Annotated in this window: 19 protein-coding genes; 1 reads left to right on the top strand and 18 read right to left on the bottom strand. The window is 65.6% G+C overall.

All coding sequences use genetic code 11. The features are described from left to right. Nucleotides 1–70: 70 nt before the first annotated feature. Nucleotides 71–703 carry a hypothetical protein gene (locus tag AB3M81_RS06985; protein ID WP_412903208.1) on the bottom strand — a complete coding sequence of 211 codons (633 nt, stop codon included), beginning with the start codon at nucleotides 701–703 and terminating at the stop codon, nucleotides 71–73. A gap of 155 nt (nucleotides 704–858) precedes the next feature. Between AB3M81_RS06985 and AB3M81_RS06980 the strand changes: the two genes are divergently transcribed. Next, the gene (locus tag AB3M81_RS06980) at nucleotides 859–1,191 is read left to right on the top strand and encodes a hypothetical protein (RefSeq protein ID WP_412903207.1); all 333 of its coding nucleotides are present in this window, start codon (nucleotides 859–861) and stop codon (nucleotides 1,189–1,191) included. A 10-nt stretch (nucleotides 1,192–1,201) separates the two neighbouring features. Here AB3M81_RS06980 and AB3M81_RS06975 read toward each other — a convergent pair whose 3' ends face one another. From AB3M81_RS06975 to AB3M81_RS06895, 17 genes are all read right to left on the bottom strand, one after another. Beyond that, nucleotides 1,202–4,813 (bottom strand): peptidoglycan DD-metalloendopeptidase family protein, encoded by a 3,612-nt coding sequence (locus tag AB3M81_RS06975; protein ID WP_412903206.1) that lies wholly within the window; start codon nucleotides 4,811–4,813, stop codon nucleotides 1,202–1,204. A gap of 46 nt (nucleotides 4,814–4,859) precedes the next feature. Next, the gene (locus AB3M81_RS06970; protein ID WP_412903205.1) at nucleotides 4,860–5,510 is read right to left on the bottom strand and encodes a hypothetical protein; all 651 of its coding nucleotides are present in this window, start codon (nucleotides 5,508–5,510) and stop codon (nucleotides 4,860–4,862) included. A gap of 94 nt (nucleotides 5,511–5,604) precedes the next feature. After that, nucleotides 5,605–8,436: a hypothetical protein gene (locus tag AB3M81_RS06965; protein ID WP_412903204.1), complete on the bottom strand. Its 2,832-nt coding sequence runs from the start codon at nucleotides 8,434–8,436 to the stop codon at nucleotides 5,605–5,607. Further along, on the bottom strand, nucleotides 8,433–8,990 hold the full coding sequence (locus AB3M81_RS06960; RefSeq protein WP_412903203.1) for a hypothetical protein: 558 nt from the start codon (nucleotides 8,988–8,990) through the stop codon (nucleotides 8,433–8,435). The genes AB3M81_RS06965 and AB3M81_RS06960 overlap by 4 nt, the downstream gene beginning before the upstream one ends. A 64-nt stretch (nucleotides 8,991–9,054) precedes the next feature. Next, a complete protein-coding gene (locus tag AB3M81_RS06955; protein WP_412903202.1) occupies nucleotides 9,055–9,420 on the bottom strand; it encodes a hypothetical protein in 366 nt (121 codons plus the stop codon). A 91-nt stretch (nucleotides 9,421–9,511) separates the two neighbouring features. Further along, complete coding sequence (locus tag AB3M81_RS06950; RefSeq protein WP_412903201.1) at nucleotides 9,512–10,639, bottom strand: hypothetical protein; 1,128 nt, start codon at nucleotides 10,637–10,639, stop codon at nucleotides 9,512–9,514. A 67-nt stretch (nucleotides 10,640–10,706) separates the two neighbouring features. Then, nucleotides 10,707–11,870 (bottom strand): hypothetical protein, encoded by a 1,164-nt coding sequence (locus AB3M81_RS06945; RefSeq protein WP_412903200.1) that lies wholly within the window; start codon nucleotides 11,868–11,870, stop codon nucleotides 10,707–10,709. Between the two features lie 19 nt (nucleotides 11,871–11,889). Continuing rightward, nucleotides 11,890–12,513, bottom strand: a complete 624-nt coding sequence (locus AB3M81_RS06940; protein ID WP_412903199.1) for a hypothetical protein — start codon at nucleotides 12,511–12,513, stop codon at nucleotides 11,890–11,892. A 44-nt stretch (nucleotides 12,514–12,557) separates the two neighbouring features. Further along, nucleotides 12,558–13,082 (bottom strand): hypothetical protein, encoded by a 525-nt coding sequence (locus AB3M81_RS06935; RefSeq protein WP_412903198.1) that lies wholly within the window; start codon nucleotides 13,080–13,082, stop codon nucleotides 12,558–12,560. Between the two features lie 96 nt (nucleotides 13,083–13,178). After that, nucleotides 13,179–13,904 carry a hypothetical protein gene (locus AB3M81_RS06930; protein WP_412903197.1) on the bottom strand — a complete coding sequence of 242 codons (726 nt, stop codon included), beginning with the start codon at nucleotides 13,902–13,904 and terminating at the stop codon, nucleotides 13,179–13,181. Between the two features lie 77 nt (nucleotides 13,905–13,981). Then, nucleotides 13,982–14,467 (bottom strand): CAP domain-containing protein, encoded by a 486-nt coding sequence (locus AB3M81_RS06925; RefSeq protein ID WP_412903196.1) that lies wholly within the window; start codon nucleotides 14,465–14,467, stop codon nucleotides 13,982–13,984. A gap of 21 nt (nucleotides 14,468–14,488) precedes the next feature. Next, a complete protein-coding gene (locus tag AB3M81_RS06920; RefSeq protein ID WP_412903195.1) occupies nucleotides 14,489–14,818 on the bottom strand; it encodes a hypothetical protein in 330 nt (109 codons plus the stop codon). Then, nucleotides 14,776–17,070: an ATP-dependent DNA helicase gene (locus AB3M81_RS06915; RefSeq protein WP_412903194.1), complete on the bottom strand. Its 2,295-nt coding sequence runs from the start codon at nucleotides 17,068–17,070 to the stop codon at nucleotides 14,776–14,778. The genes AB3M81_RS06920 and AB3M81_RS06915 overlap by 43 nt, the downstream gene beginning before the upstream one ends. A 38-nt stretch (nucleotides 17,071–17,108) precedes the next feature. Further along, complete coding sequence (locus tag AB3M81_RS06910) at nucleotides 17,109–17,891, bottom strand: hypothetical protein (RefSeq protein WP_412903193.1); 783 nt, start codon at nucleotides 17,889–17,891, stop codon at nucleotides 17,109–17,111. A gap of 42 nt (nucleotides 17,892–17,933) precedes the next feature. Continuing rightward, nucleotides 17,934–18,362 (bottom strand): hypothetical protein, encoded by a 429-nt coding sequence (locus AB3M81_RS06905; RefSeq protein WP_412903192.1) that lies wholly within the window; start codon nucleotides 18,360–18,362, stop codon nucleotides 17,934–17,936. Beyond that, nucleotides 18,362–19,207, bottom strand: coding sequence for a hypothetical protein (locus AB3M81_RS06900; protein WP_412903191.1), 846 nt, complete (start codon nucleotides 19,205–19,207; stop codon nucleotides 18,362–18,364). Before AB3M81_RS06900 ends, AB3M81_RS06905 begins: the two co-directional genes overlap by 1 nt. Nucleotides 19,208–19,239: 32 nt before the next feature. Next, nucleotides 19,240–21,873: a helicase-related protein gene (locus AB3M81_RS06895; protein ID WP_412903190.1), complete on the bottom strand. Its 2,634-nt coding sequence runs from the start codon at nucleotides 21,871–21,873 to the stop codon at nucleotides 19,240–19,242. Nucleotides 21,874–21,998: the final 125 nt, after the last annotated feature.

Here is a 21,998-nt window from a genome sequence, read left to right as displayed (position 1 = left end):
GTCTCTCACCGGGAACGACCAAGCCCCGACACCTCACCGTGAGGGTCGGGGCTTGGTTTTAGGTCGATGGTTACTGGCCCGCGGAGGCGTCACCGAAGATGGTGTCCGAGACGAGGAACTTGTCGCCAACCTTGGAGACCTCAACCTTGATCGTCTGCTCGTCGCCGGTGCCGCCGGTACCGACCGTGTTGTCGGTCGAGCGGACGTAGGTGACCACGACGACCGCCTTGTTCTCGGTCGCGTCGTACCACGGGTCGTACTCGGCGCCGCGGGTCTCGGTGGTCACGACGGTTCGTTCCTTGCGTACGTCGTCCCACGCGTTCGACAGGGAGCCGTCGTCCTCGTCGAACTCCTCCCGCAGTTCGCTGTAGTGGCTCGTGGTGGAGAACGGCTTGACCCGGGTGATGAAGTCGTTGGGGGTCTTGTCGCGGTAGGAGAACGAGAAGTACGCGACCGTGTACGCCTCGGCTGCGGCGAACTGGGCCGCGCGGGTCTCGTCACTGACCTTGGAGCCCGGCGCCTCGGATGCCGGAGTGTCGGTCGGACCGGCCGATGGGGCTTCGGTGGCGAGTGTCGCGGCGCCGGTCGGGGCCGGGGGTGCCGCTTCGGGCTCATCGGTGTCGCCCTTTCCGGCGAACTGGGCGATGAGGATCGCCACCATGACGACGGCCGCGAGGGCACCGCCGACGGTCTTTGCGTTCATGAAACCACCTGTGCTGGTTGAGGGTCGGGAACTGTTCTCGACGCCTAGGAACATGCGACAAACCGCACTCGACAAGCCCTCGGGCCTGCTGGCCCTGATCGGGTGACACCTACGCTTCGGCCTTGGACAGGCGAACCCACAGGAAAGGGCATCAAGTGAACCGCATCGAGAAGATCGCCGCCTCGCGCACACTCCGCACGTTCTCCGAGACCGTGCTCGGTCCGTCCGTGGACTTGCGTGACGCGGCTACCTGTCGGTCCATCGCCGCAGACGCCATCACTGAGGCCGACCGGATCCTCGCCGAGGCGAACGAGACCGACGTGTTCGTCGTGACCGGGCCGGGCGGATTCACTGAGACGCTCGACTCCGACACGGTGGACCTGCTGGTCCGGCTCGGGTTCATCCGTCACGATCGCGACGGGCACGTCTTGCAAGACGGGCAGGGTAACGGCATCGGTCCGCTGCACCGGTTCTACGTGCAGGCGTGAACCCGACCCGTTACGCGTCCTTCGTGTCGGTCTGCGTCGCCTGACCTGTCGGGCGCGAGTAGCCGTACGGCTTGCCCGAGTGGGCGTGCTCGAGCGGGACAACCTCGACGTTCTTGCCCGGGCGGGGCGCGTGGACGACCTTCCCGTCACCGATGTACATGGCGACGTGCCATGAGTCCTTCCAGTACACGAGGTCACCGGGCGACAGGTCGGCCTTCTTGATCTTGATGCCCACGCGGTCTTGGTCGTAGGACAGGCGCGGCAACGTGATGCCCGCCTTGCCGTACGCGTACATCGTCAGGCCCGAGCAGTCGAACCCGGCCGGGGTCGTTCCGCCCCACACGTACGGGACGCCAACCTGAGCCATCGCGGTGTCGATCGCCTTCTGTGCCTGCTCAGACGGGGCGACCACACCGGCACCTGCGGTCTCGTCGGTTGTGGTGCCGCACGACGTTCCGGCGCCCGGGTTGATGCCCGCGACGGCAGCCACGACGTCACGCGCGACCGGCTCCCACTGGTCGTACGCGTCCGGGAACGCCGACACCTGAACACGCTGCGCGGCCTGACCGAGCGGCAGGGACTCCCACGGGCCCTTGGGCATGCTGCCCCACGAGCGGTTGTCGAGCAGGCCAGCCGGTGACCCCTTGTTCGGTCCGTTCGGTCCACCGAAGAACGCCTTGGCGTTGTACTCCGCGTCCATCAGTTCGGCGACGGACCCCCAACCGGCGCCGGGGCGCTGCTGGAACAAGCCGACCGAGTCGTGGTCCTGACCGACCGCCTCGTACGGGTAGCCGAGCGACTCGGGGACGGTCCGGTTGGCGTACATCTTCAACTTCGACTCCTGCATCGCCGTCATGATGGCGATGATGAGGCCGTTCTCGGGAATGTTCATCTGCTGACCGACCGACACGATCGCGGCAGCGTTCTTCAACTGCTTCTGGTTCAGGACGACCTTCGCACCGGCGGTCGTCTTAGACGTGAGCCGCTGCGGAATCGGACCGGCTGCCGTGTCGGCATTATCGCTGGTCTCGGTGGCGTCCTCTGCAGGCTTGGTGTCCGTGACCGTGGCGCCGTCACCGGGTGCTGCCGGGCCCGCGCTCGAGATGGGGGCGTCCTTGCCGAGGGTGATACCTCGTTCCTTCAAGAACTCCATCGGGTTGATCGGCTTGCCCTTGCGTTCGATCTGGAAGTGCAGGTGAGCGCCAGTGGACATGCCGGTCGAGCCGACCTCACCGATCTTCATGCCCGCCGACACCAACTGGCCGGTCTTGACGTCCGACGCGGTGGACATGTGGGCGTAGATGGAGTGGATGCCGTTGCCGTGGTCGATCTCGACGTAGATGCCTGCCCAACCCGACCGGGTGCCTCCCCCGCCTGCGTGCACGACCTTGCCCGAGCCCGCGGCGACCAACTTGGTGCCCATCGGGGCGCTCATGTCGGCGCCCTCATGCAACTTGTACACGCCGGTGATGGGGTGCAGACGCATCGCGAACGACGACTTCGACAGCGGGGCCTTCAACGGTGCCGACCATGTGCCGTCAGCGACAACGAACCCGTTCGACGCGTTGATCGTGCAGGCCTGCATGCCGAGCGCCCACCCGCGAGCGACCTGATACATGATCGGGCCGAGCGAGTCAGCGTCAGCGACAGGCAGTTCAGTGAACGCTGTGGTGTACGTGTTCGACAAGATCTCAGCCGAGGACTGGTTGTCGGTGCCGTGCTTGGTTTCGGTGATGACCGTGTTGGTGCCGTTCTCGTCGTACTCGGCGCCAGCGGCGAGGGTGTAGTCCTCGATGACGGGGGTGACCTTCTTCGCGGTCCGGTCGAGGAGAACCGCGATGGCGGCGGCTGCGGTGTCGTCGTCTTCGGCGTCGTCCTCGGAGAACTTCTCGAAGCCTTCGTGCTTGCGGATCTCCTTGATGTTGATGCGGAACGGCCCGACACCGGAGTCGATGGCGTTGTCCTCGTCGGCGTCGTTGACTGCGACCGCTGCACCGCCTTGCGCTTCGGGCAGGGTGAGGTTCGCGACGATGGCGTTGTGGTCGGTGATGAACGGGTTCTGGTATCGGCCGTCCTTGATCGATGAGGCGTGCACCTGCTGCCACGTGTTCACGGTCGTTCCGCCGGACACCATGATCTGGTCGACGTTGTAGCCGGTCTTACCGGACGACTGCTTCGGCGCGACCATCGGTGGACGGGCCTCGCCACCCCAACCGGAGTTGTATTCCTTGTTCTCGGCTGGCTGCAGGCTCATGGACAGGGCGTTCTCGTAGCCCTTGCCCTTCAAGAAGTCGTAGGGGGCGTCACGGTCACGGGACTGGTTGGAGTTGAAGTCGCCCGCGAACACGATGGGGAGGTTGTCGGGGTTCTTCTCCTCGACCGCCTCGTAGATCTCGGTGATCTCCTTCTCGCGGCGCGTGTCCCATTCGGCGCCCTTGTTGTTCACGAGGTGCAAGGACACGGCGATGAACTGGGTGTCGTCGGGCTTGGCGAACCGGACCCAGCGGGCGCCGTACGGCTGCTGCAACTCGATGCGTCCGGTCTCCATGAACCGCAGAGCCGACTTGTTGTAGTAGATGTGCTGACCTTCGATGGCCTTACCTGCGGACGTCAGGCCCGTGCCCGCGGTGATGACCTTGCCGACTTCGGGACCGACGGAGAATCCGGCCTCCTGCAGCATGAGAACGTCGGGCTGCTGAAACTGGATCTTCTCGACCCAACCCTCGGCCCGCTTACGCCAGTCTTCCTTGCAGGCGTTCTGGCAGACGTTCCACGTCATGAACGTGAGCCCGGGACCGAGGGTGGAGTTCGATGCGACGAGTCCGTCCTTGTTCTCGTGGACGTACTTCACGGCGGGGATCAACTGCCACGGGATGCCCACGGAGTCGGCGACGTTCACGTACCGGGAGACGTCACCGCTTGCTACGCCGTCAGCGATGACGGACTCGACACTGATGGTTTCGTTGTCGGCGAGCGCAGTGATCTCGTTGCCGCCGGACATGACCATGATGCCGACGATGAGCGCAAGGACGAGCACGATGATGATCACGACGACCCCGACACCGATGGCGACGGGGAGCCATGCTGGTGCTGATGCGACGGCGGCGCCGGTGGCTGCTGCTGTACCGGCGGACGCTGCGGCGGCTGTTCCGGCTGCGGCGGCGGTACCTCCTGCGGCTGCGACACCACCGGTTGCGGTTGCTCCCCCGGCCCCGGCGGACAACAACTTGACGGCCTTGCCGACCTTCACACCAGCGCCGACCGCCTTGGCGCCCTTGTCGAATCCCGACGAGCCCTGCGTTGTGAAGGACTCCTGTGCGACTCCCGGTGTCGCAGGTGCGCCGGGCGTCGGTCGCTGCGGCGAGACTCCCGACTCGTTCGCGGCAGCCTTCTCGGCCTTCTTCGCATCCCGGGAATCCTTGAGCGCGCCAACCGCGTCGAGCACAGGGGCGGGCACACCAGCAGTTGTCAACGCAGCCTTCGTGGCGCGGCCCTTGATGCTGGGTTCGGGCTTCGTCTGCCCCTTGAGTTCAGCCTTGGTGGTGTCCGCAGGCGCGCCCGAACCCGGCGTCTTGGACTGGTTGGGTTCGAGCGAGCCGCCCTTGGGATCGAGATCGCTCATACCCCCACATATGCGGCAAGGTGAGCGTCACACCCTCAGGTGCGGGTCAACCTCGGAGGTAGTCGTTGATCTCCGAGAGACGGAACGTGTTCTCGATGTCACGGACCGTCATGACGTTGTTCAGACCGAGATCGATGCGGTGCTCGAGGACGGCCTCACGGTCCTCCTCGCTCCAACCCGCGGGCAGGTAACCGAACATCGCTCCTGCCCGCGCGAGCGGTCGCACCATCGAACGACCGATGAACGGGTACGGGATGGTCTCAGCCGGAACATCATCAGCGGTCGGCGGGTCAACCTTCTCTGGGGCTTCCTTGCGGAAGTCCTCCTCGGCCGCCAAGCGTGCCTGCGCCTCGCGGGTCCGCTGCTCCCGCTTGGCCTCGTCGCTCGCGATGTCCCACAGCGCGCGGTAGGACTCCTTGTTCTGGTTCTCGGCGGTCATCTGATCGAACTTGCGCATCTGCGCCGCGACATACTCACGCTGGCGCTTCTCCCACGCGGGAATGCCGTACGCGTCCCGGCGTCCACGGTAACGACGCTCGAAGTCCCGAAGCACCTCATCGCTGACTGGGACGTTCTCCCAGAAGTCGATGAACTGGGACGGGTTGCGAGCCGACGGCGGGTACAGGAACGTCCCCTGCTCGTTGTGCTGGCGGTCCTCAGCGTCAAGTTCCAGCGGCTTCCCCGGGGCTGACTTCACGACCTCAGCGTACTCACCGCCGGGCTTGGTGCTTCCGGCGACGTCCTTGTTACGCGTGTCGTGACGGGTGTTCAACAGTCATCCTCTTTCTGAGTCAGGCAAGGTCGGCGCTCTTGGGAGCAACCGGGCTGGTCGTGGCGTTCTTCTGCTGGTGTGCGGCGACGAACGCCTCGACACCCTTCGAGTCGCGATCGTACTCCTGCCACGCGGCGGCTTCCTCGGCCTTGATGCGCTCGGTGTCCTCACGCTTCTCCGCTTCGACGCGCTGCTGCATCTCCTCGCGGAACTCCGCGGAGTTCTGCTCGTTCAACCGGATCTGCTGGATCCGGTCGGCCTCGTTGGCGCGCTGCTGCTCGACCTTACGGATCGCTTCGGCTCGACGTGCTGCGTTCGACTCGAACGCGCGACGGTTCGCCTTGGTATCCATGCCCATCTGGGTGCCGATGGCGCTGACGCCCTTCTTGGCGGCGAACGCGGTACCGGCGACACCAGCGGCGGCGACGATCGGTGCGCCACCCATGACGGCAGCGGCACCGATGCCGACCAGAGGCAGAGTCTTCGCGGCCGTCTTGAACGGGTGCGCCTTCATCTCGGAGAATGCGTCCTTGACGGACTTGCCGCCGTTGACGAACGGGTCGGCGACCTGCTGGTACCACTTCTTGGAGTCCCAGTTCTCGCGGCGAGCCTCGGCGGCGGCCTTGCTTGAATCCAGACCGGACGCGTCCTCCCACGCCTTCGTCGCCTCGTCCACCGGCTTGCCGTCCTTGCCGGTGACTGCGCTGTTCTCGTTCTTGATGGCGTCCTCGAACGCGTCGGTGTTGCCCGATGCTTCGGTGCGGTCCAGACCCATCGCACCCGGACGGGCCACGTTGGTCTTCTCCTTGGTGCCCTTCGCGCCTCGTGCAGCGGACCAACGGTCGGAGATCTGGTTGCCGAGCGCGGACTGGATGGCGCCACGGTTCAACGCACCGGCCAGCAAACCGCCACCGAGGGCGCCACCGCCGACGAGTGCGGCCTGACCGAGCGAACCGGTCTGAGCGGCCTTGCCCCACGCCTGACCGGCGTTGACGCTCAGCGGCGACGGGACGCCCATCTTCTTGAAGCCCAAGTGCATCGCGAGGAGCGCGAGGGCCGGAGCCATACCGACCCACAGCATCTCCATCTGCTCGTTGCCGATGGTCTCGGTACCCATGTCCACGAGGATCTTCGTCAGGAACGCCAGCATCGCCATGATCAACTGGAACCCGAAGATGAAGAACGACACGCCTGCGTACTGCTTGAACAGGCGGGGGAACTTGCCCGGGTCGCTGTTGGGAAGCAGGTTGCCGACGGCGACGAAGATGAACATGAACAAGAAGATGAGCGCGGCCATCTTCGCGAGCAGGATCGCGGCCGACAGGACGCCGAACGAGATGAGCACGAACACCGACGACACCATGTAGAAGATGCCGGTGAGCATGCTTCCGGCGCCGCCGCCACCGCCGTGCAGGGAGTTCAGGAAGTCCTTCTGCCCGCCGGTCGAGATGGCGTACTTGGAGACCGTGTCGTCACCGTCGAGGCCCTTGCCCTTGACGATGCCACCAAAACCTCCACCAACGCGTGGCGGCCAGTCGAACACCTCGGGCATCTTCTCGCCCGGCTTGAACGCCTTGGCGCAGTCGGCGTCAGTGATGCGTGGCTTGTCGGTGTCCTTCTTCGCCAACTGGTACAAATCGACGTTCGGCTTCGCGACGTTGCCGTTCGTGACGCGGCACTGTGCGAGCGCGACCATCTGCATGTCGAACGTCTTGACGTCGCTGGTGCGAGCGAACACGGGAGCCTCTTCGGACGGCAGGCCCATCTTGGCCTTCGCCATGACCTCAGCCATCGTGCCGACCTTGGTGGGGGCGCTCGCGGGGCCCGCGACTTCGATGTCCTTCTTGGATTCGAGGGCGTAGCAGTACATGCGGTTGCCTGCGTTCGACTTGTCGCCGAACTGGACTTGACGCCATGCGCGCAGGCCGGACTGCTCCCACATCGAGGACAGGGCGCGCGAGGTGCCGGTGACGTCCACGAACGCCTTCTTGTTCCGTTCCTTGTACAGGTCGTGGAGGGCGCGCACGTAGTAACGGCACGAGGTGGAGTAGTCCGAACCGGCGTTCTTGGTCTTGGAGTTGTCGGTCCCTGCGGACAGGCCACCGATGGCGAAGGTGTCTTCCTCCATCATGACGGCCACGGGTGCCTGCGCGAGCGTGGAGACTACTTCGTCGATGGTGGTGGCGATCCAGCCGGGGCTACCGAGGCCGGGCGTGTACTGCTTATTGGAACCGTTGATGCCGCCGCCGGTGGACTGTGCGGCTCCGTTGATCATGATGAGGAGCACGCCGAGAATCATGATCTTCGGGACGAGTGTGGAGAACCGGAACTGCCCGCCGGAACGGTAGCCGCGCCATGCGACACCGATGATCGCTGCGACGACGAACACGACCACGATGCCGGAGTCGATGACGGCCTTGCCCAACTTGCCTGCGTACTTGTCCACCATGCCGCCGACAGCGTCGATGGGGCAGGCACGGTTCGCGAGGGTGACGACGCTGGTCGTGGCGTTCCACGAGGCGTTACCCAGTCCGAAGGTGATGTTGGTGACAGCGCGGTCGGTGAACCCACCCATGTAGCCCGACAGGTCCAACTTGGAGTACCGGGTGTGCATGTTGGAGGTTTCGGACGACCATCGGAACACCGGGAGGTAGTCGACGAACTTCTCGTCTCCTGCGGTGCCGCACAGGCTGGGAACCTTCTGCGCGCCAACACCGCCGGGGGTGGTGGTCGCGTGCGCTGCGGTCGGCGAGGCGATGGACAGGGTGAACGCGACCATGAGCATCGCGAACAGCAGAGCAACCCGACGGATGATCGGGTTGTTCACTGTGAGGGTCGTGCTGGCGTTCACGAGAACAACGCCTCCAGTTCGGCTCGGCTGTCGCGGGTCTGCTGCTGGTCGGTCACACTCTTCTGATGCGACGAACGGGCGTCGTCATCGAACGAGTCGTCGGAGATCTTGCGGGGTTCGCGTGGCGCGGTTGCGAGGGAGAACGGCTGGCGGTCTTCGTGGTCGAGCGCGATGTTCGGGTTGGGGGCGCTGGATGTGTACACGACGGAGTACTGGGCGGGGTTCATGTCGATGGGTTGACCGCCGAGGAAGTACTGGTTGATGACGGCCTTCTGCTTGTCGAGGAGGTGCTCGTAGGTGCGCAGTTTCAGGCCGGACTTGGTGCGCCGGTGGATGAGGAACACGGCTCCGCCCTCGACGACGGGGATGAGCAGCAGGCCGGTGATGCCGACGAAAGGCATGGCGAACAGCGCCGCGAGGATCGCGAACGGGAACGCGATGAGAAGGATGATCCACACACGCCACTTCATCTCGACAGTGCCGATGACGGTGGTGCGGTTGGCGTCGCGGTTCCGGCCGGTGAGGTCGGTGAGCGAGAACATCGCCGATGCCATGTTGTCTCCTAGAGATCGAGGACGGGGCGGGGCAACGCGTGGTCACCCCGCCCCGTCATTCGGGTCAGGACTTGGTCGCGCCCCAGATCTTGGAGATCGAGTTCACGAGCAGGTCGAAGATCTGCAGGACGATCGGGATGAGCAGGTTCGGGGCCGACAGGATGGCGCCGATGAGCAACGCACCCCAGATGGCGCCGGAGCCACCACCGTTGAGTCCGCGACGGCGATCCCATGCCCACTTGACGACGGCGAACGCGACGAGGACCACGCCGATGATCGACAGGAGGTTGAGGATTCGACCGAACCCGGACGTCTGCTCGATCGCCCCGAAGAACGTGTCCCACGAACTCTTGAGGTTGATGGTGTCGCCGCTCTTGGCAGCGAGCGTGCTGACCTGCGAGTACGCGGCGAGCGACATGGAGTTGAACATTTGTTACCTCTCAGTGGTTGTCGGGACGTGTTCGGGTTGGTCCCTTCCGGTTGTTGATATGCGGCGAAATCTGGTGACTTGCGTTTGCTTCTCAGGACGCTTGGGCGTTGATCTTGGAGAACACGCCGAGCACACGGTCGTAGTTGGTCTTGTCGGCCATCAGTAGCGCCGAACGCCACAGCGGGTACGCCTGCTCGGGGTGCTTGAGGAGAGCCTTGGCGACCTCGCGACGCTCCTCGGCGGGCAACGGAACCGACTTGATCGACTGACGATCGACGGCCGCGCTGGATGCGCGGTTCCACGGCATGAACACCGCGTCGGCGACCGGGTGGTCCTTGCCGTCGGCGACGTCCTGCAAGATGGTCGCGAGACCCTCGGACGCCTCGGCGTCGCTGGCCTGCTTGATGTTGTCGAAGCCGCCGACCTCGCAGATGTGAGCGTTGACGGCCTTACGGACGACGACCTCGGTGCGACGCACGATGGACGCGGGCACGACCGGCGCGATGCCGAAGTGCTCCGCGAACGCGTTGTACTTGATGAGGGTCGTGTCGGCGGAGTTGCCGGACACCTCGAGGAGCGCCTTGGACCACTGGCCCATGCCGATGTCGGAGTCGTCGGGGGCGGCCGTGTACGACTGCTGACCGAACGCGGGCGTCAGGTCGGCGGCCTCGTACTCGGTCCAGTCGGTCAGGAACGTCTGACGGGTCTGCTTCCAGAAGTCCTTCGGTGGCTTGGGACGGTCCGCGGGCCACTCGTCGAGCACCTTCTGCGCGAGCGTCTCGTACTCCTCACGGGTGAGGTCGGCGCCCTTGCGCTGCGCTTCCTCCGAGACGACCTTGGACAGCGCGACGAAACCGGCGCGGGCGGCCTTGGAGACAGGGGAGGTCTCGGCCGACACCATGTGCGTGACGGTCGTGGTGATGTAACCCTTGGGGTTCTCGTGCATGAGGGCGGGACGGTTCGCGACCTGACCGAGGAACTTCTCGATCGCCTGCTGTGCGATGTCCTCGGCGGCCTGCGGGTCCGGCTTTCCGAGCGCGACGAAGCGACGCTTGGCGTGGTTGGTTGCCACGTTCAGGAGGGCACGGATGTCCTCGTTGCTGATCATGTCGAACGACGTGTCGCCTGCGGGCAGGCCGGACGCCTCGGTCTTCGGGACTTCATGGAAGCCCTGAATGCCCTTGGTGGCGTTGATCGTCGTGCGCGTCTTCGTGCTCATGTCGGGTTAGGTGTGTGGGGACTTTCCCGTTGTTCTGGCGTCCCACAATGTGAGACGCCTTCGCGGGTCAGTTCTCCCACGGCAGCGCCGGGCGGACGGGCTCGGAGACGGGCGGAGGGGTCAGTTCGTCGTCCGTGGAGAACGGCGACGAGGGACGAACTCCGGGGGTGGCGACCTCGGCAGCGGCAGTCTCGAACGGCGACGGCGGACGCACCTGATCGAGATCTGCGACCTCGGGAACCTTGGGAACAGCGGCAGGGAACGGCGAAGCGGGACGCTCCACCACAGGGGCGGGCTCCGGCTCGGGTGCCGCGACCGGCTCGGGGTTGTCGATGGCGACACCTTGCTGCTCGGGGTCCGCGATCAGGATCGACGGCAGCGACTCGTAGTGCTTCCAGTACTCGTCGCGCACCCGCTCGAGGTAGGAGACGACGCGCGGCAGGAACGTGTCCACCAGACGGTCGTCAGGCATGTCTTCGATGGCGCGGCCGAACTCGGCCCAGAAGGCTGCACTGTTCGGTTCGTCACCGTCGGGGACGGAGCGCAGTTCGTTCAACCCGCAGTAGTAGACGGTCGTGAGTGCGCGAGCGATGTCCTCGTCGTCACCAGCCGAGGCGATGTTGATGACCTCGGACAGGTCGTTCGCCACGACGGCCCACGACGCGAACACTGCCGGGAGGGCCAGATCGACGGCCAGATCGTACGCCCACTCGGGGTCGTCGTTGACGAGCATGACGCTGAGGTCGATCTCGTCGAGGATGGGGTCGGGGTTACCGTCGAGCCACGCGGCGACGCGTTCCTGCACGGCGGGGTCGGTGATGTCCAGATCCACGACGGAAAGCACGTCGAGCCACGTTCCGGTCTCGGTGTCGTACAGGCCCGCGGCGGACAGTTCAGAGATGACACGGATGGTGTACACGGGCGTGATCTCGCCGATGGTGCGGCCATCCGTCGTGGTGATGGAGTACCGGTACGCGAGACGTTCGGGCAGCCACATGAGTGGGTGCCACATGAACTCGGGTCGGGTACCTTCCCAACGGCGGCGTCCGGGCTCGATCTCTCGATAGTCCGGGATCGGGACGGCGCTGAGCGCGTTCGACACGATCGCGGTCTCGGGGACGCCGGACATGTCGGCGAACTCTCCGAACCGTGCGGACAGGTCGAAGGCTGAATGGCAGAGCAGGAGGCTCTCGTTGGGGTTCGTCAGGATGCGACGGCGGACTGCGCTCATGTGTTCATTCATGCGGCGACTAGACGGCGACATCGCTCACCCGGTACTTGCCGAACGGGTCGTCGAACGGGTCGTCGGTTTCAGCGAACAGGGGTGTCTTGATGGAGACGGCGTACGCGGCGAGCCACGCCTCGATGGGTGCGACGTACACGGGTGTTCCGCGGCCGAGGAGACGGGCGACACGCAATTCGCGGGAGACGGGGTGTACCCCGTCGCGGATCTTTTCGTCGCGGAGCCAGTCGATGGCCTTGGAGACCATCTTGAACTCGGTCGGGTCGATGAGTCCTCCGTCTTCCCACAACGGCATGGGCCATTCCATGCAGGAGGCGAGCCAGCGGACGCCGGTCTTGCGGGCGCCGGGGATGGGGACCATGCCGAGCCCGACCGAGACGCGACCGTTCTTGGCTTGGATGACCGAGTCGGTCGCGGCGGAACGTAGCGCGCCACCAATGTTGGTCATCTTGTAGTTGCGGACCTGCACGGCGACGTCCTCGAAGACACGCAGGTCGCCCACGTCGTCGAGGCGTCCGGCGCCGAGCATTCGGATGGCGCCTTCGACGCATAGGTTCGGTGCCAGAGCCTTCAAGATCTCGCAAGCCTCGCGCTCGGCACGGTCGCCCTTGTTCTTCGCTGCGTTCGCCATGACTGTTCAGATGCGGCGAACAGGACCAGACATGACCAGAGCCGTCAGGGCCCGGGCGTGTAATCGAAACGGTCGTACCCTTCTGGGTCACGGGCGTAGGACGCTTCGATGAGCGGCTTGGCGAACGTCTCGGCCAACGCGTAGTCCTGCGAGCCGGTCGGGTCGAACGTGGCGATGGCGTCGTCGGGGTCGAGCACGTGACGGTGCACGCCAAGACCGACAGGACGGCGGTCTACGGGTGCGTGCTCGGTGTCGAACAGCAGCCCATCGCGACGCATCGCCCACACGCCGGTGACCACTTCGGCACCATCTCCGCTCCCCCGGTCCACGGTCTGCACGACGACCTTCGTGCCGTGCTCTCGTGCGACAGCGGCCGCGAGGGCGAGTCGGTCGTGGCTGTCGTACCAGTCGATGGCTTCGTCGTCGAGGACGCCGGGTGTGAGCGTGTAGGTGCCGCCGAGCGGCCCGCGCTTCTGGACCGTTGGCGCGGCCGGTTCGAGTGGCTTGTCGGTCGCGGGGCGGTGCGTCTCGGTCCAACGTCCGATACGGTCGCGCGGCTTGTCGGTCATGAACCGGTGGTGTGCGGGGTGGGCCCAATGGTGATGAGGTGTGCCCTCCCCTGCAAGCCCGCTGCTTTGCCGATCTCGATCAGGGTCGCTCGGGACTCAACTGACGAACTGGAGACCGTCGTCCTCGAGCCAGTTGTCCGACACGCGCAGGTGAGCCTTACGCCACGCGCTGGCGTAGTTGTCGGCCTGAACGAACGCATCCAGTTCCACGTCGGTGACCTTGTTGGCGCAGTCGGGCAGGGAGTTGAAATGCACGGGCCGAGTCGGGGACGCCAGCGTCGTGTCTCCCTCGTCCGCCGAGACAACCTTCACCCCGGTGGTCTCGATGGCGGTCTTCGCCCCGTCGAGGTAGGCGCGCTTGTCGGAGGGCGTCATCCCTGCCACGTCAGGCACCTTCGCCGACTCGATGTGAGTGGTGAATGACAGGGTGGTTGAACCGCCGTCGTCGAGAGTCAGGTGGAACTCGCGGCCGTCCACAGTGAACGCCTCGGACGCACCGAGACGCAGGTTGTGGAATCGGAGCGCGTCAGCGGCCTCCCGCTTGCCCCGGCGGGCGTACTCGATCTGTCGGTCCAACGACTCGGTGAACGTGCGCCCCGAGAGCGCGTCACGGTCCAGCCCGGTGGGCACGATGTCCCCGGCGGCTACGGCGTCACGGTAGGAGACGAGCGCATCCAGCGCGGCGGTGTCGGTCTCGGCAGCGAGTTCGTCGGCGGCCAGTTCGAGCGTGCTGACTCGCGCTTCGCTCCGCGGCTTGGGAGCGAAACGTGTGGGGTGTCCTCCCCGACCGATATCGCGGTTGCGAGGCTGCTGCTTCGACATACCAGAAGGTGTGCGGCGCGACCGGGACGCGCCCCTCTCGTCAGGTCACCGCAGGGGCGGCTGTTCAGCCCGGTTGTTCAGCGGGCCTGACCGAACACGACCGCGTAGTAGCGCACACCTGTCTTCGACGTGTACACGCCGACACCGACCCGGTTGAACTTCTTGGTCAGGATGTTCTTGCGATGGCCGGGCGAGTTCATCCACGCCTTCTGCAACTTGGCCGTGCTCGTGAACCCGTACGCGACGTTCTCGCCCACCATCCGCATGTCGCAGCGCACCAGCGCCGGTCGCAGGTTCTGGTGGTACATCCGCTGCTTCGTGGCCTGACGCTTCGCCTGCGCCCGGGCGTACGCGTTCAGGCACGCGTTCTTCTTGAGCGGCTTCAACTTCTTCGCCGTGCGGGACTTGTCGGTCCGCGTCTTGACCTGCTTCTCGAACTTCGTATCCACCTTCACCACCGGCTTCGCCGGGGACTTGGGCGCCGCCGTGGCAGCGACCGGGGGCACAGCGAGCAACGACACGGCGACGAACAGAGCGGACAGGACACGCAGCAACGAGGTCATGCCTGATAGATGCGGCGAGGCTCAGACGTCACCGTCACGTCGGTACGACCGCACCAGATGACCCGTCCACAGCAGATGCAGCACCAGAGCGATGAGAGTGACCGCACCGGCCGACGCGACGAGACCGAACAAGCCCGCCACCAGCAGGAACATCACCGCCACGAACCCGGCCGGGACCGCGAACACCAAGAACATGCAGACAAGCCCACCGAGCGATCCGATCCCGATCGCGGTGAACCCGAACCGGACCATCATCGGGACCAGACGGGCGTTCGCTGCCTTCACCCGTTCGATGCGTCCCGTGCTGCTCACGCCGCCGTCCCCATGCGTTCGCTGCGACGTTCCAGCCACGCGCACGCCTTGTCGAGGTTCGACATCTTGTTCGGGAAGTGCGCGAGCGCGCCGAGGTACAGGTCGCGGGTCGGCGCCGGGTACAGCATCTTGCCGATCTTGAGCAGGCGCGGGTCCAGCACGGCCACCATGCCTGAGTCGTCCGCGGAACGAATGAGACGACCGCCAGCCTGCTCCAACAGCAGGGCCGCGTCACCGCCGTACACGAGCCGGTCGGCGGCCCACTTGTCGAAGTCGGCGTCGTTCATCAACTTCTCGCAGCGGGCGTCATCGACGGGGTTCGACGCGGCGCGCGGGATCCGGTCCACGATGACGAGCGAGTTCGTCTCACCGGGGGCGTCCACACCGGTCATCAGGGAGCGGGTGCCCACCAGCACCGAGGACGGGTCACGCTTCCACTCGTCGGTCGCCTGCCGGATGGTCAGGCCGTCCCACTGGGAGATGACCTTGTAACGGCCGCCGGACTTCGCGCGCAGGTGCTCGGCGTACTTGCGACCAGACCCGGCGGTCGCGGACAGCACGAGAGCCGACCCACGGTTCGCGTCGATGAGTTGCGCCATGATGTTCGCCGCCCACGCCTGATGCATGCGCGTGTTGAACTTCGGACGCGACTGGTTCGCGGTCTCACCGGCGAGCGCAGCGATGTCAGCCGGGTCGTCGGCGCGAGGCACGAACAGGACCGACTGGGAGAACGCCTTCGCGAACGGGGACTCGAACTTCGCGGTCTGCGTGCGCAGACCCACGTCACGGCAGAACGACACCGGCAGGGTGGCCGACACGCACGCGACGTTCAGGTGGCGGCGGTTTGCGTACGGGTTCGCCTTCTCCCCTGACTCGTCACCTGCTTCGCCGTCCTCGTCGTCGAAGTGGATGTCCGGCGTCGACGGGCCCGCATCTTCCTCCTCGGCTTCCAAGTCGGGGCAGGTCCACACGTTGAAGTTCAGGGCGGCCGACACGTCCACAGGCGTGTACCGGACGACGGTCCACGGCCGCGGGCCCCGGTCCTCGATCTCGATCCAGCGGGCGGTGCCGGGCTCGTGGTCGTCGCAGTTCTTCATCGAGGAGGACAGGTCATCGACCCGAGCGATCAGGCGCCGGATGGCGATCTCGTTCGCCGAGGGGTTGTCGGCGACCGTCTCGAGGTTCTCCTTGACGGCCTTGATCCACCGCTTCGCGCGCGGAACGACCGACTTCAACGGGTTGTCTCCGTCACCGAGGCGGGCGACCTGACCTTCCTCGAGGTTCTGCGACCACTCCGACAAGGCAGCGTCAACCATGTCACCGACGACACCGGCTTCGTCGATGTACGCCTGTGTGGCGGGGTCGTGCGGGTCGAACACGTTCTTGAGAGCGTTCGCGGTCTGGTAGAACCGCAGGCCGGACACGTACGAGGCGCCCTGATTGCGGACCACACCCGGGAGGCCGTGCGCTTCGTCGACGACGATGTTGTGGAACTCGCCGAGGGTCTTCGAGCCGATGACGACCGGGACACCCTTGGATGCCTGCACGCCGAGCATGGTGTGGTTGGTGACGACGATGTCGGCTTCGGCGGCGACGGTGCGGGACTTGCGCGGCAGGCACATGTCCGCGAACGGGCACTTCTCCACGCCCACGCATTCGGACGACGAGATGGAGACGGTGCCCCATGTCTCGTGGTCCATCTTCCCGTCGAACGCGAACTTGTCGCCGGTGGCGTCGTTCACCGATTCCAGCAGCGCCCACCGCACCAGCGACGTCTCTGGGTGGTTGACGTTGTCGGGCTTCGACGCGAGTCGCGAGGCGAGTGTCTTGACGTGCCCGTAAGGATCCTTGATGGCACGCTGACGGTTCCCGGCGACGTCGTGGTCACCGAGGATCTGCTCAGCCTGCTCCACTGCTGCGCGCGAACAAGCGTAGTTGCTGAACCCCTTGAGGACGGCCGTCTTGGGTCGGTACCCGGTGACCTGCTCGCACGCCTCAGCGACCCGGGGCGCGTCCTTCTCGACGATCTGGGTTTGCAGCGCGAGGGACTCGGTCGAGATGACGGTCCGCTCCCCCAGCGATGCGGCGTACGCGGCCGGTGCAAGGTAGGCGAAGGACTTGCCGACACCGGTTCCGGCCTCGCCGACGACGGGGCCCGAGAGCCCAGCCATGCATCCGGCGATCTGGTTGGACAGGCCGACCTGACCGGGGCGGTCCTCGATGTCGGTACGTCCGGTGAGCAGTTCGGCGGTGCGTCGCAGGATCTTGTAGGCAGGGTCGGTGGTGGTCACCCTTGCTCTATGCGGGCTCGGGCGCCGACATCCCGGCGTCAGTCGCCGTAGTGACGCACGACCGTCGCATGCCGGGCGAGGGCCGCGCGCTCGTGCAGGAAGGTGCCGTCGGTGGCCCATCGCTTGGCCTGTGCGGGCGGGTCGAAGGGGCGCTTGTCGGCCTTGTTGCGGCCACCGAAGGTGGTGGTGCCGTCGGCGTGCCAGACCTCGACCTCGCCGTTGTCGGCGGTGTGGGCGCGGGCCCGGTCGGTGTAGAGCGACTCGACGACGACGCGGGAGTCGCCTTCGACGTCCACGGACACCTTTGTGGACTCCCCGGCGATGACGTACACCTTGGCGTCACCGCGCGCCTTGATGGGGTTCCCGAACGGCGAGTACGCGAAGATCCGGACACGACCTCCGGTGACGATGATGTCGTTGAACCCGGCGTGGTTGATGATCTCGAGCGGCGGGCCGGTCTCGGGGCCCTTCACCTCGAACCGGTCGATACCGGTCTTGGTGGGGAACGAGCCGAGGTAGACCTGCTGGGTGACGTCGGGCGTGAACGTGAGGTTCTTGAACACCGCCCGGGCTTCCTTGGCTGTGTAGGGCGCGTGCGACTCCGCGGAGGTCGCGTCGAACTCGTCGGAGGGCGGGGCGTCGGTCGAGATCTGGAACGGGCTGAACGTCATGGTCTTCGCGTCGGCGTCGTACTCGCATGTGTAGTCCATGAGCGGCCCGTCGAGTGTCTTGTCAGCGGCGACGGGTCGGGTCATCTCGTGGAACCCTTGGATGCCCTTGGTGGCGTTGACCTTCTTGCCGTTCTTGCCAGTCGTCGTCATGACTGTCAGGTGTGCGGGGGTTCAGGTTGCCCGAAGTCCTCGTCAGGTGTTGTCGAACGCGTCGAGGTCGTCCTGTCCGGCGGTACGGAACCGTTCCGGTTCGATGGTCTCGGTGACGATGTAGTGCCAACCGTCAGGGCCGTCCACACGCTCGTAGTGCATGCCGGAGATGTCCACCCGCAGCAGCCGGTCACCGTACTCGGCAGCCTCATGCGGGTCCGGGGTCAGGAACACCGCCTCGGTCACCCCGTCGCCGAGCATCCCCTCATCGGACAGACCGTCCATCGGGACGAGTCCATCACGCTCGAGGGTTCCTTCGGGGGCGTTGGTGCCGTGGTACATCGCGGTCAGGTCGTCCCCGGTGTCCGGGTCGTACACCGGCCCGCTCGGCGGCGCGAGAGACCGGGTGACCGCTTCTGGCTTCGCGGGGACGGGCTGGAAGCCCTGCTTTCCTTTCTCGACGTTGACCATCATGCGGTCCAGAGGCGGAATCCGGACGTCTTGCAGGCAGCCCGGGCGGCGCTCGTGGAGTCGAGGATGTCGTCCAGTTCGAGGTCGTCGTTGAGGTCGAGCGCGTAGATGCTGCGCGGGTCGATGTCGAGGACGGTGCCCGATTCCATGTCGTACAGGAGAGGGCGGATGAACTCGTTGATCCTTGGGGCGCTGGACAGTGCCACCTTCTCGATGTCGTTCTCGGTCAGGTAGGTCTCGATGTCCTCGTAGAGCGAGAAGAAGTCGTCGTGACCTTCGCTGGGTTCTTCAACGACGTACACGGACGTCGCGGGGATGACGGTCCCCGTGGTGGTGTCCACGACCATGTAGTTGCCCTCGTTGCCGGGAGTGAAGAACACGTCACGCTGCATCTGGTCGGCGGTGTAGCGGGCTTCGGCGTTGATACGGCCGGTGCAGTTGCCGGTGCAGTGCGAGGAGCCGCAGCCCGGGCATTCACCCTTGAACCACGTCGGGTCGGACTGTCCGGCTTCGAGACGACACGACGAGCACAGGCGCTTGGTGCTGTCACGCGTGGTGGGGTTGAACTCGATGCCGGAGAACATGACGGTCATCCCGATGGTCTTCGCGCCCCGGACGAGACCACAGCCGGTGCACTGCACGGCGGGCGGGTCCATCGAGACGATGCCGGTAACGGCACCTTCGACCTGCGGGAGTGGCGGCATCTGGACGCCCTGCTCCAACTCGTCGGCGGTGAGCCCGAACACGACGGGCATGCCCTTGCCGCTGGCAGTTCGCTGGGTCTCTTGGAACCCTTGCTTGCCCTTGGTGACGTTGACCTGCTTGCCGTGCTTGCCGATGCTCATGGCAGACAGGTGTGCGGGCCTGCCCTCTCAGTTCAGGCGGCGGCCTTCTCGACGAGCGCGGACAGGCCGTGCGCGAATCGGGAGGCGGCGTCGTTGTCATCCAGCAGACCCTCGGGCATCACGCCATCGGTGGCAGCATCGGCGATGGACCGCTTGAAGTCGATGCGGCCGAGGCGGTTGTCCACGTCCCACGACCAGTACGACCCGGCGACCTTGGCCTCTGTGGCGAGGTAGACGACCTCCACGGCGGACTTCTGGCCGTGACGGTAGGTGCGGCCGACCAACTGGTCGTCATCGGCTGCGGTCCACGGGGCGGACACGACGATGGTCTTGGCGCACACGTTCTGCAGGCCGTCCACGCCGGTCGTGATGGGGTTCGAGCCGATGATGACGTCGAACTGGCCGTCGATGAACGCTGCGAGGTTCGCGTTCCGGTCGATGTCGGCCTGACCGGTGAAGGTCGTGCACGAGATACCGGCGTTGGTGAGAGCCTCGACGATCGGGTCCACCATCTGCTCGATGAACTGGGTGTAGATGATGACCTTGCCGCTGGCGTTGTTCACCTCGTCGATGAGGGCCTCCATCTTGTGGTCGAGCAGTGCGATCTCCATGTCGAGCGCGGCGGCGTCCTTGCGGGACTTGGCCTTCGCGAGCGACTTCACCCGCTGGTCGATGAGGCCGATGTGCTCGGACACGTCGATGAGGCGGCGGCGGCGGTTGACGGTGACGCCGTGGTCGGCGACGAGACGAATGCTGTTGGTGCGGAAGAACTGGTAGAACTTCGACGCGTTCGTGAAGGTGGGAGCGGTGGAGAACTTCGGGGCACCGGAGCCGAACACGAGACGGATGATGGACTCGGCCTCGTCGAGGTTGTTGACGACCGGGGTGGCGGACATGCCGACGACCTTCACGTCGTCTCGCTGGCGGGCGGTGTCGAGGATCCGGCCGAGCGCGAAGTTCCGCTTGGACTGGCTGGCCTTGCCGGATTTCTTCGCCTTGTGGATCTCGTCGAGGATGAACAGGTCCGTGTGAGCGACCATCGAGGTGGTCTGCTTGGCGACGTCCTTGTAGTCCTTGCTGACCTTGTCGTAGTTCACGACCCGGACTCGGATCCCGTCGGTGGTCTTGGTCATCCGCTCGTTCTGCCGGACGGTGGGCAGTCCGGTGACGACGGTGACGCCGGGGATGGCTGCGGTGGCCTCGTTCTTCCACTGCTCGACGACGGCATTGGGGCCGAACACGACGACCTCGTGGGCGCCGATGGTTGCTGCGGCGAGGATGGCGGCGATGGTCTTTCCGGCGCCGGTAGATGACAGGTTGAGGAACGCGTCGTTGCGGGTCATCAGGTACGCGAACCGGCGCTGCGCGAGGGTCGGGGTGATGCCGCGCGTGTGCTTGAACGTGGAGGGCAGCGGCATGGACGTGACGGCCTTCAACTCGGCTGCGAACCGGTCGATGAGGGTGCGGCTGGCGTTGCTGGCGGCAGACGTGAGGAGGGTGGTCACGAACGTCTCGGCGTCAGGGTGGCCGAGCCCGAGCGCCCACAGGTTCTCGATCTGCTCGGCGTACACCATGTCGATGACGGTCTGGGAGTCGATGTGCTCGACGATCCCGACCGCTTCGAGGCACGCCTCGGCGGTGACGTTCTCGCGCTTGTCGGCCGAGTGGTCGGCGTCGAAGTCGGCCAGCGAACCGACCTCGGTGTCCTCGTCGGCGGAGTCCTCTTCGACGGTCTTGCCGATGAGGTCCATGCAGTCCGGAGACGCGATGAACTCAGCGAGCGTGTAGTTGCCGTGCACGAACGACATGCACACCGACCGCATGGTGGCGTCCTTGTTGCCGCGCACGAGCCCGAACTGGTTGAGGACGGCCAACTTGGTCGAAGCGGTCAGGGTGTCGAAGTTCTCGGGTCGGCCGCCGAGCGCGGTGATGAGGTCGGCGAAGTTCCCCTTCGTCTCGACCATGCGGGAGCGACGCATCGGGTTGCAGGCCGGGCACGGGAGCGGCTTACCTGCGACGACCTTCGGCGCGAGGACACGCACGGCCATCGACGGGCCGATGTCTCGGGACATGAACGCGCCGCAGTCGGGGCAGTACGCGTCGATGGCACTGTTGGACGCGAACGCGATCTCGGCGGGGCTCAGCGGCTGGCCGGTGTTCTCGTCGCGGTTCGTGGAGTAGGACCAGATGTGGAACCAGCGCGGCGACGAGTCGAGGAGGGACTGGGTGGAGATGCGCTTGGACTTACGCAGCGGGTCGCGGGAGCCGTCGCCGTGACCTCGGGAGCCGACGGTGGCGGACTTGATGTCGTAGGCGGTCTTCTTGGCCTGCTCGACGGACTCGGTGAAGCGACCCTTACCGGCGGCGAGGCGCGCCTTGAAGAAGTCGGCGGTGTCACGGTCACCGGCGGCCTTGAACGTCTCGATGTCCTTCTCGATGGCCTTCACGCCGGACGCGAACGCGGCGTAGTACGACACGATGGTCTGAGCGTTGAGCATCATTCCCGTCTCGGCGCAGGTGACGCGCACGGCGGCACGGGCCTTCTTGCGGGCGGGTCCGGAACCGAACCCGGTGGGCACCTTGCCGATGGCGGCGACGAGATCGCGGTAGTAGCCCGTGAAGCAGGACTTGCAGGGGATGAACTCGTCCGCGACCTTCTGGCACATGATGGGGTGATTCCGTTTCGCTCAGGCTTGATGTGTCACCTCGTTTAAGCCCGCACCCGGTTGCCACTCGATCGCTCCCGTTGGATCCCATCCCCACACCGGGGTTGTCTCACATGATGAGATCC

It is taken from the genome of Aeromicrobium jepli (assembly GCF_047246605.1).
In the GTDB taxonomy this organism is placed as follows: Bacteria; Actinomycetota; Actinomycetes; order Propionibacteriales; family Nocardioidaceae; genus Aeromicrobium.
Note: the sequence above shows the minus strand (reverse complement) of the source record. Positions and strands in the feature narration are given on the sequence as shown.

Excerpts from the sequence above, each read along its gene's own strand:
- AB3M81_RS06935 (WP_412903198.1), bottom strand. The coding sequence starts at position 13,082 with ATGACCGACAAGCCGCGCGACCGTATCGGACGTTGGACCGAGACGCAC.
- AB3M81_RS06900 (WP_412903191.1), bottom strand. The coding sequence starts at position 19,207 with ATGAGCATCGGCAAGCACGGCAAGCAGGTCAACGTCACCAAGGGCAAG.
- AB3M81_RS06985 (WP_412903208.1), bottom strand. The coding sequence starts at position 703 with ATGAACGCAAAGACCGTCGGCGGTGCCCTCGCGGCCGTCGTCATGGTG.
- AB3M81_RS06940 (WP_412903199.1), bottom strand. The coding sequence starts at position 12,513 with ATGGCGAACGCAGCGAAGAACAAGGGCGACCGTGCCGAGCGCGAGGCT.
- AB3M81_RS06950 (WP_412903201.1), bottom strand. The coding sequence starts at position 10,639 with ATGAGCACGAAGACGCGCACGACGATCAACGCCACCAAGGGCATTCAG.
- AB3M81_RS06895 (WP_412903190.1), bottom strand. The coding sequence starts at position 21,873 with ATGTGCCAGAAGGTCGCGGACGAGTTCATCCCCTGCAAGTCCTGCTTC.
- AB3M81_RS06910 (WP_412903193.1), bottom strand. The coding sequence starts at position 17,891 with ATGACGACGACTGGCAAGAACGGCAAGAAGGTCAACGCCACCAAGGGC.
- AB3M81_RS06975 (WP_412903206.1), bottom strand. The coding sequence starts at position 4,813 with ATGAGCGATCTCGATCCCAAGGGCGGCTCGCTCGAACCCAACCAGTCC.
- AB3M81_RS06960 (WP_412903203.1), bottom strand. The coding sequence starts at position 8,990 with ATGGCATCGGCGATGTTCTCGCTCACCGACCTCACCGGCCGGAACCGC.
- AB3M81_RS06955 (WP_412903202.1), bottom strand. The coding sequence starts at position 9,420 with ATGTTCAACTCCATGTCGCTCGCCGCGTACTCGCAGGTCAGCACGCTC.
- AB3M81_RS06925 (WP_412903196.1), bottom strand. The coding sequence starts at position 14,467 with ATGACCTCGTTGCTGCGTGTCCTGTCCGCTCTGTTCGTCGCCGTGTCG.
- AB3M81_RS06945 (WP_412903200.1), bottom strand. The coding sequence starts at position 11,870 with ATGAGCGCAGTCCGCCGTCGCATCCTGACGAACCCCAACGAGAGCCTC.
- AB3M81_RS06930 (WP_412903197.1), bottom strand. The coding sequence starts at position 13,904 with ATGTCGAAGCAGCAGCCTCGCAACCGCGATATCGGTCGGGGAGGACAC.
- AB3M81_RS06905 (WP_412903192.1), bottom strand. The coding sequence starts at position 18,362 with ATGGTCAACGTCGAGAAAGGAAAGCAGGGCTTCCAGCCCGTCCCCGCG.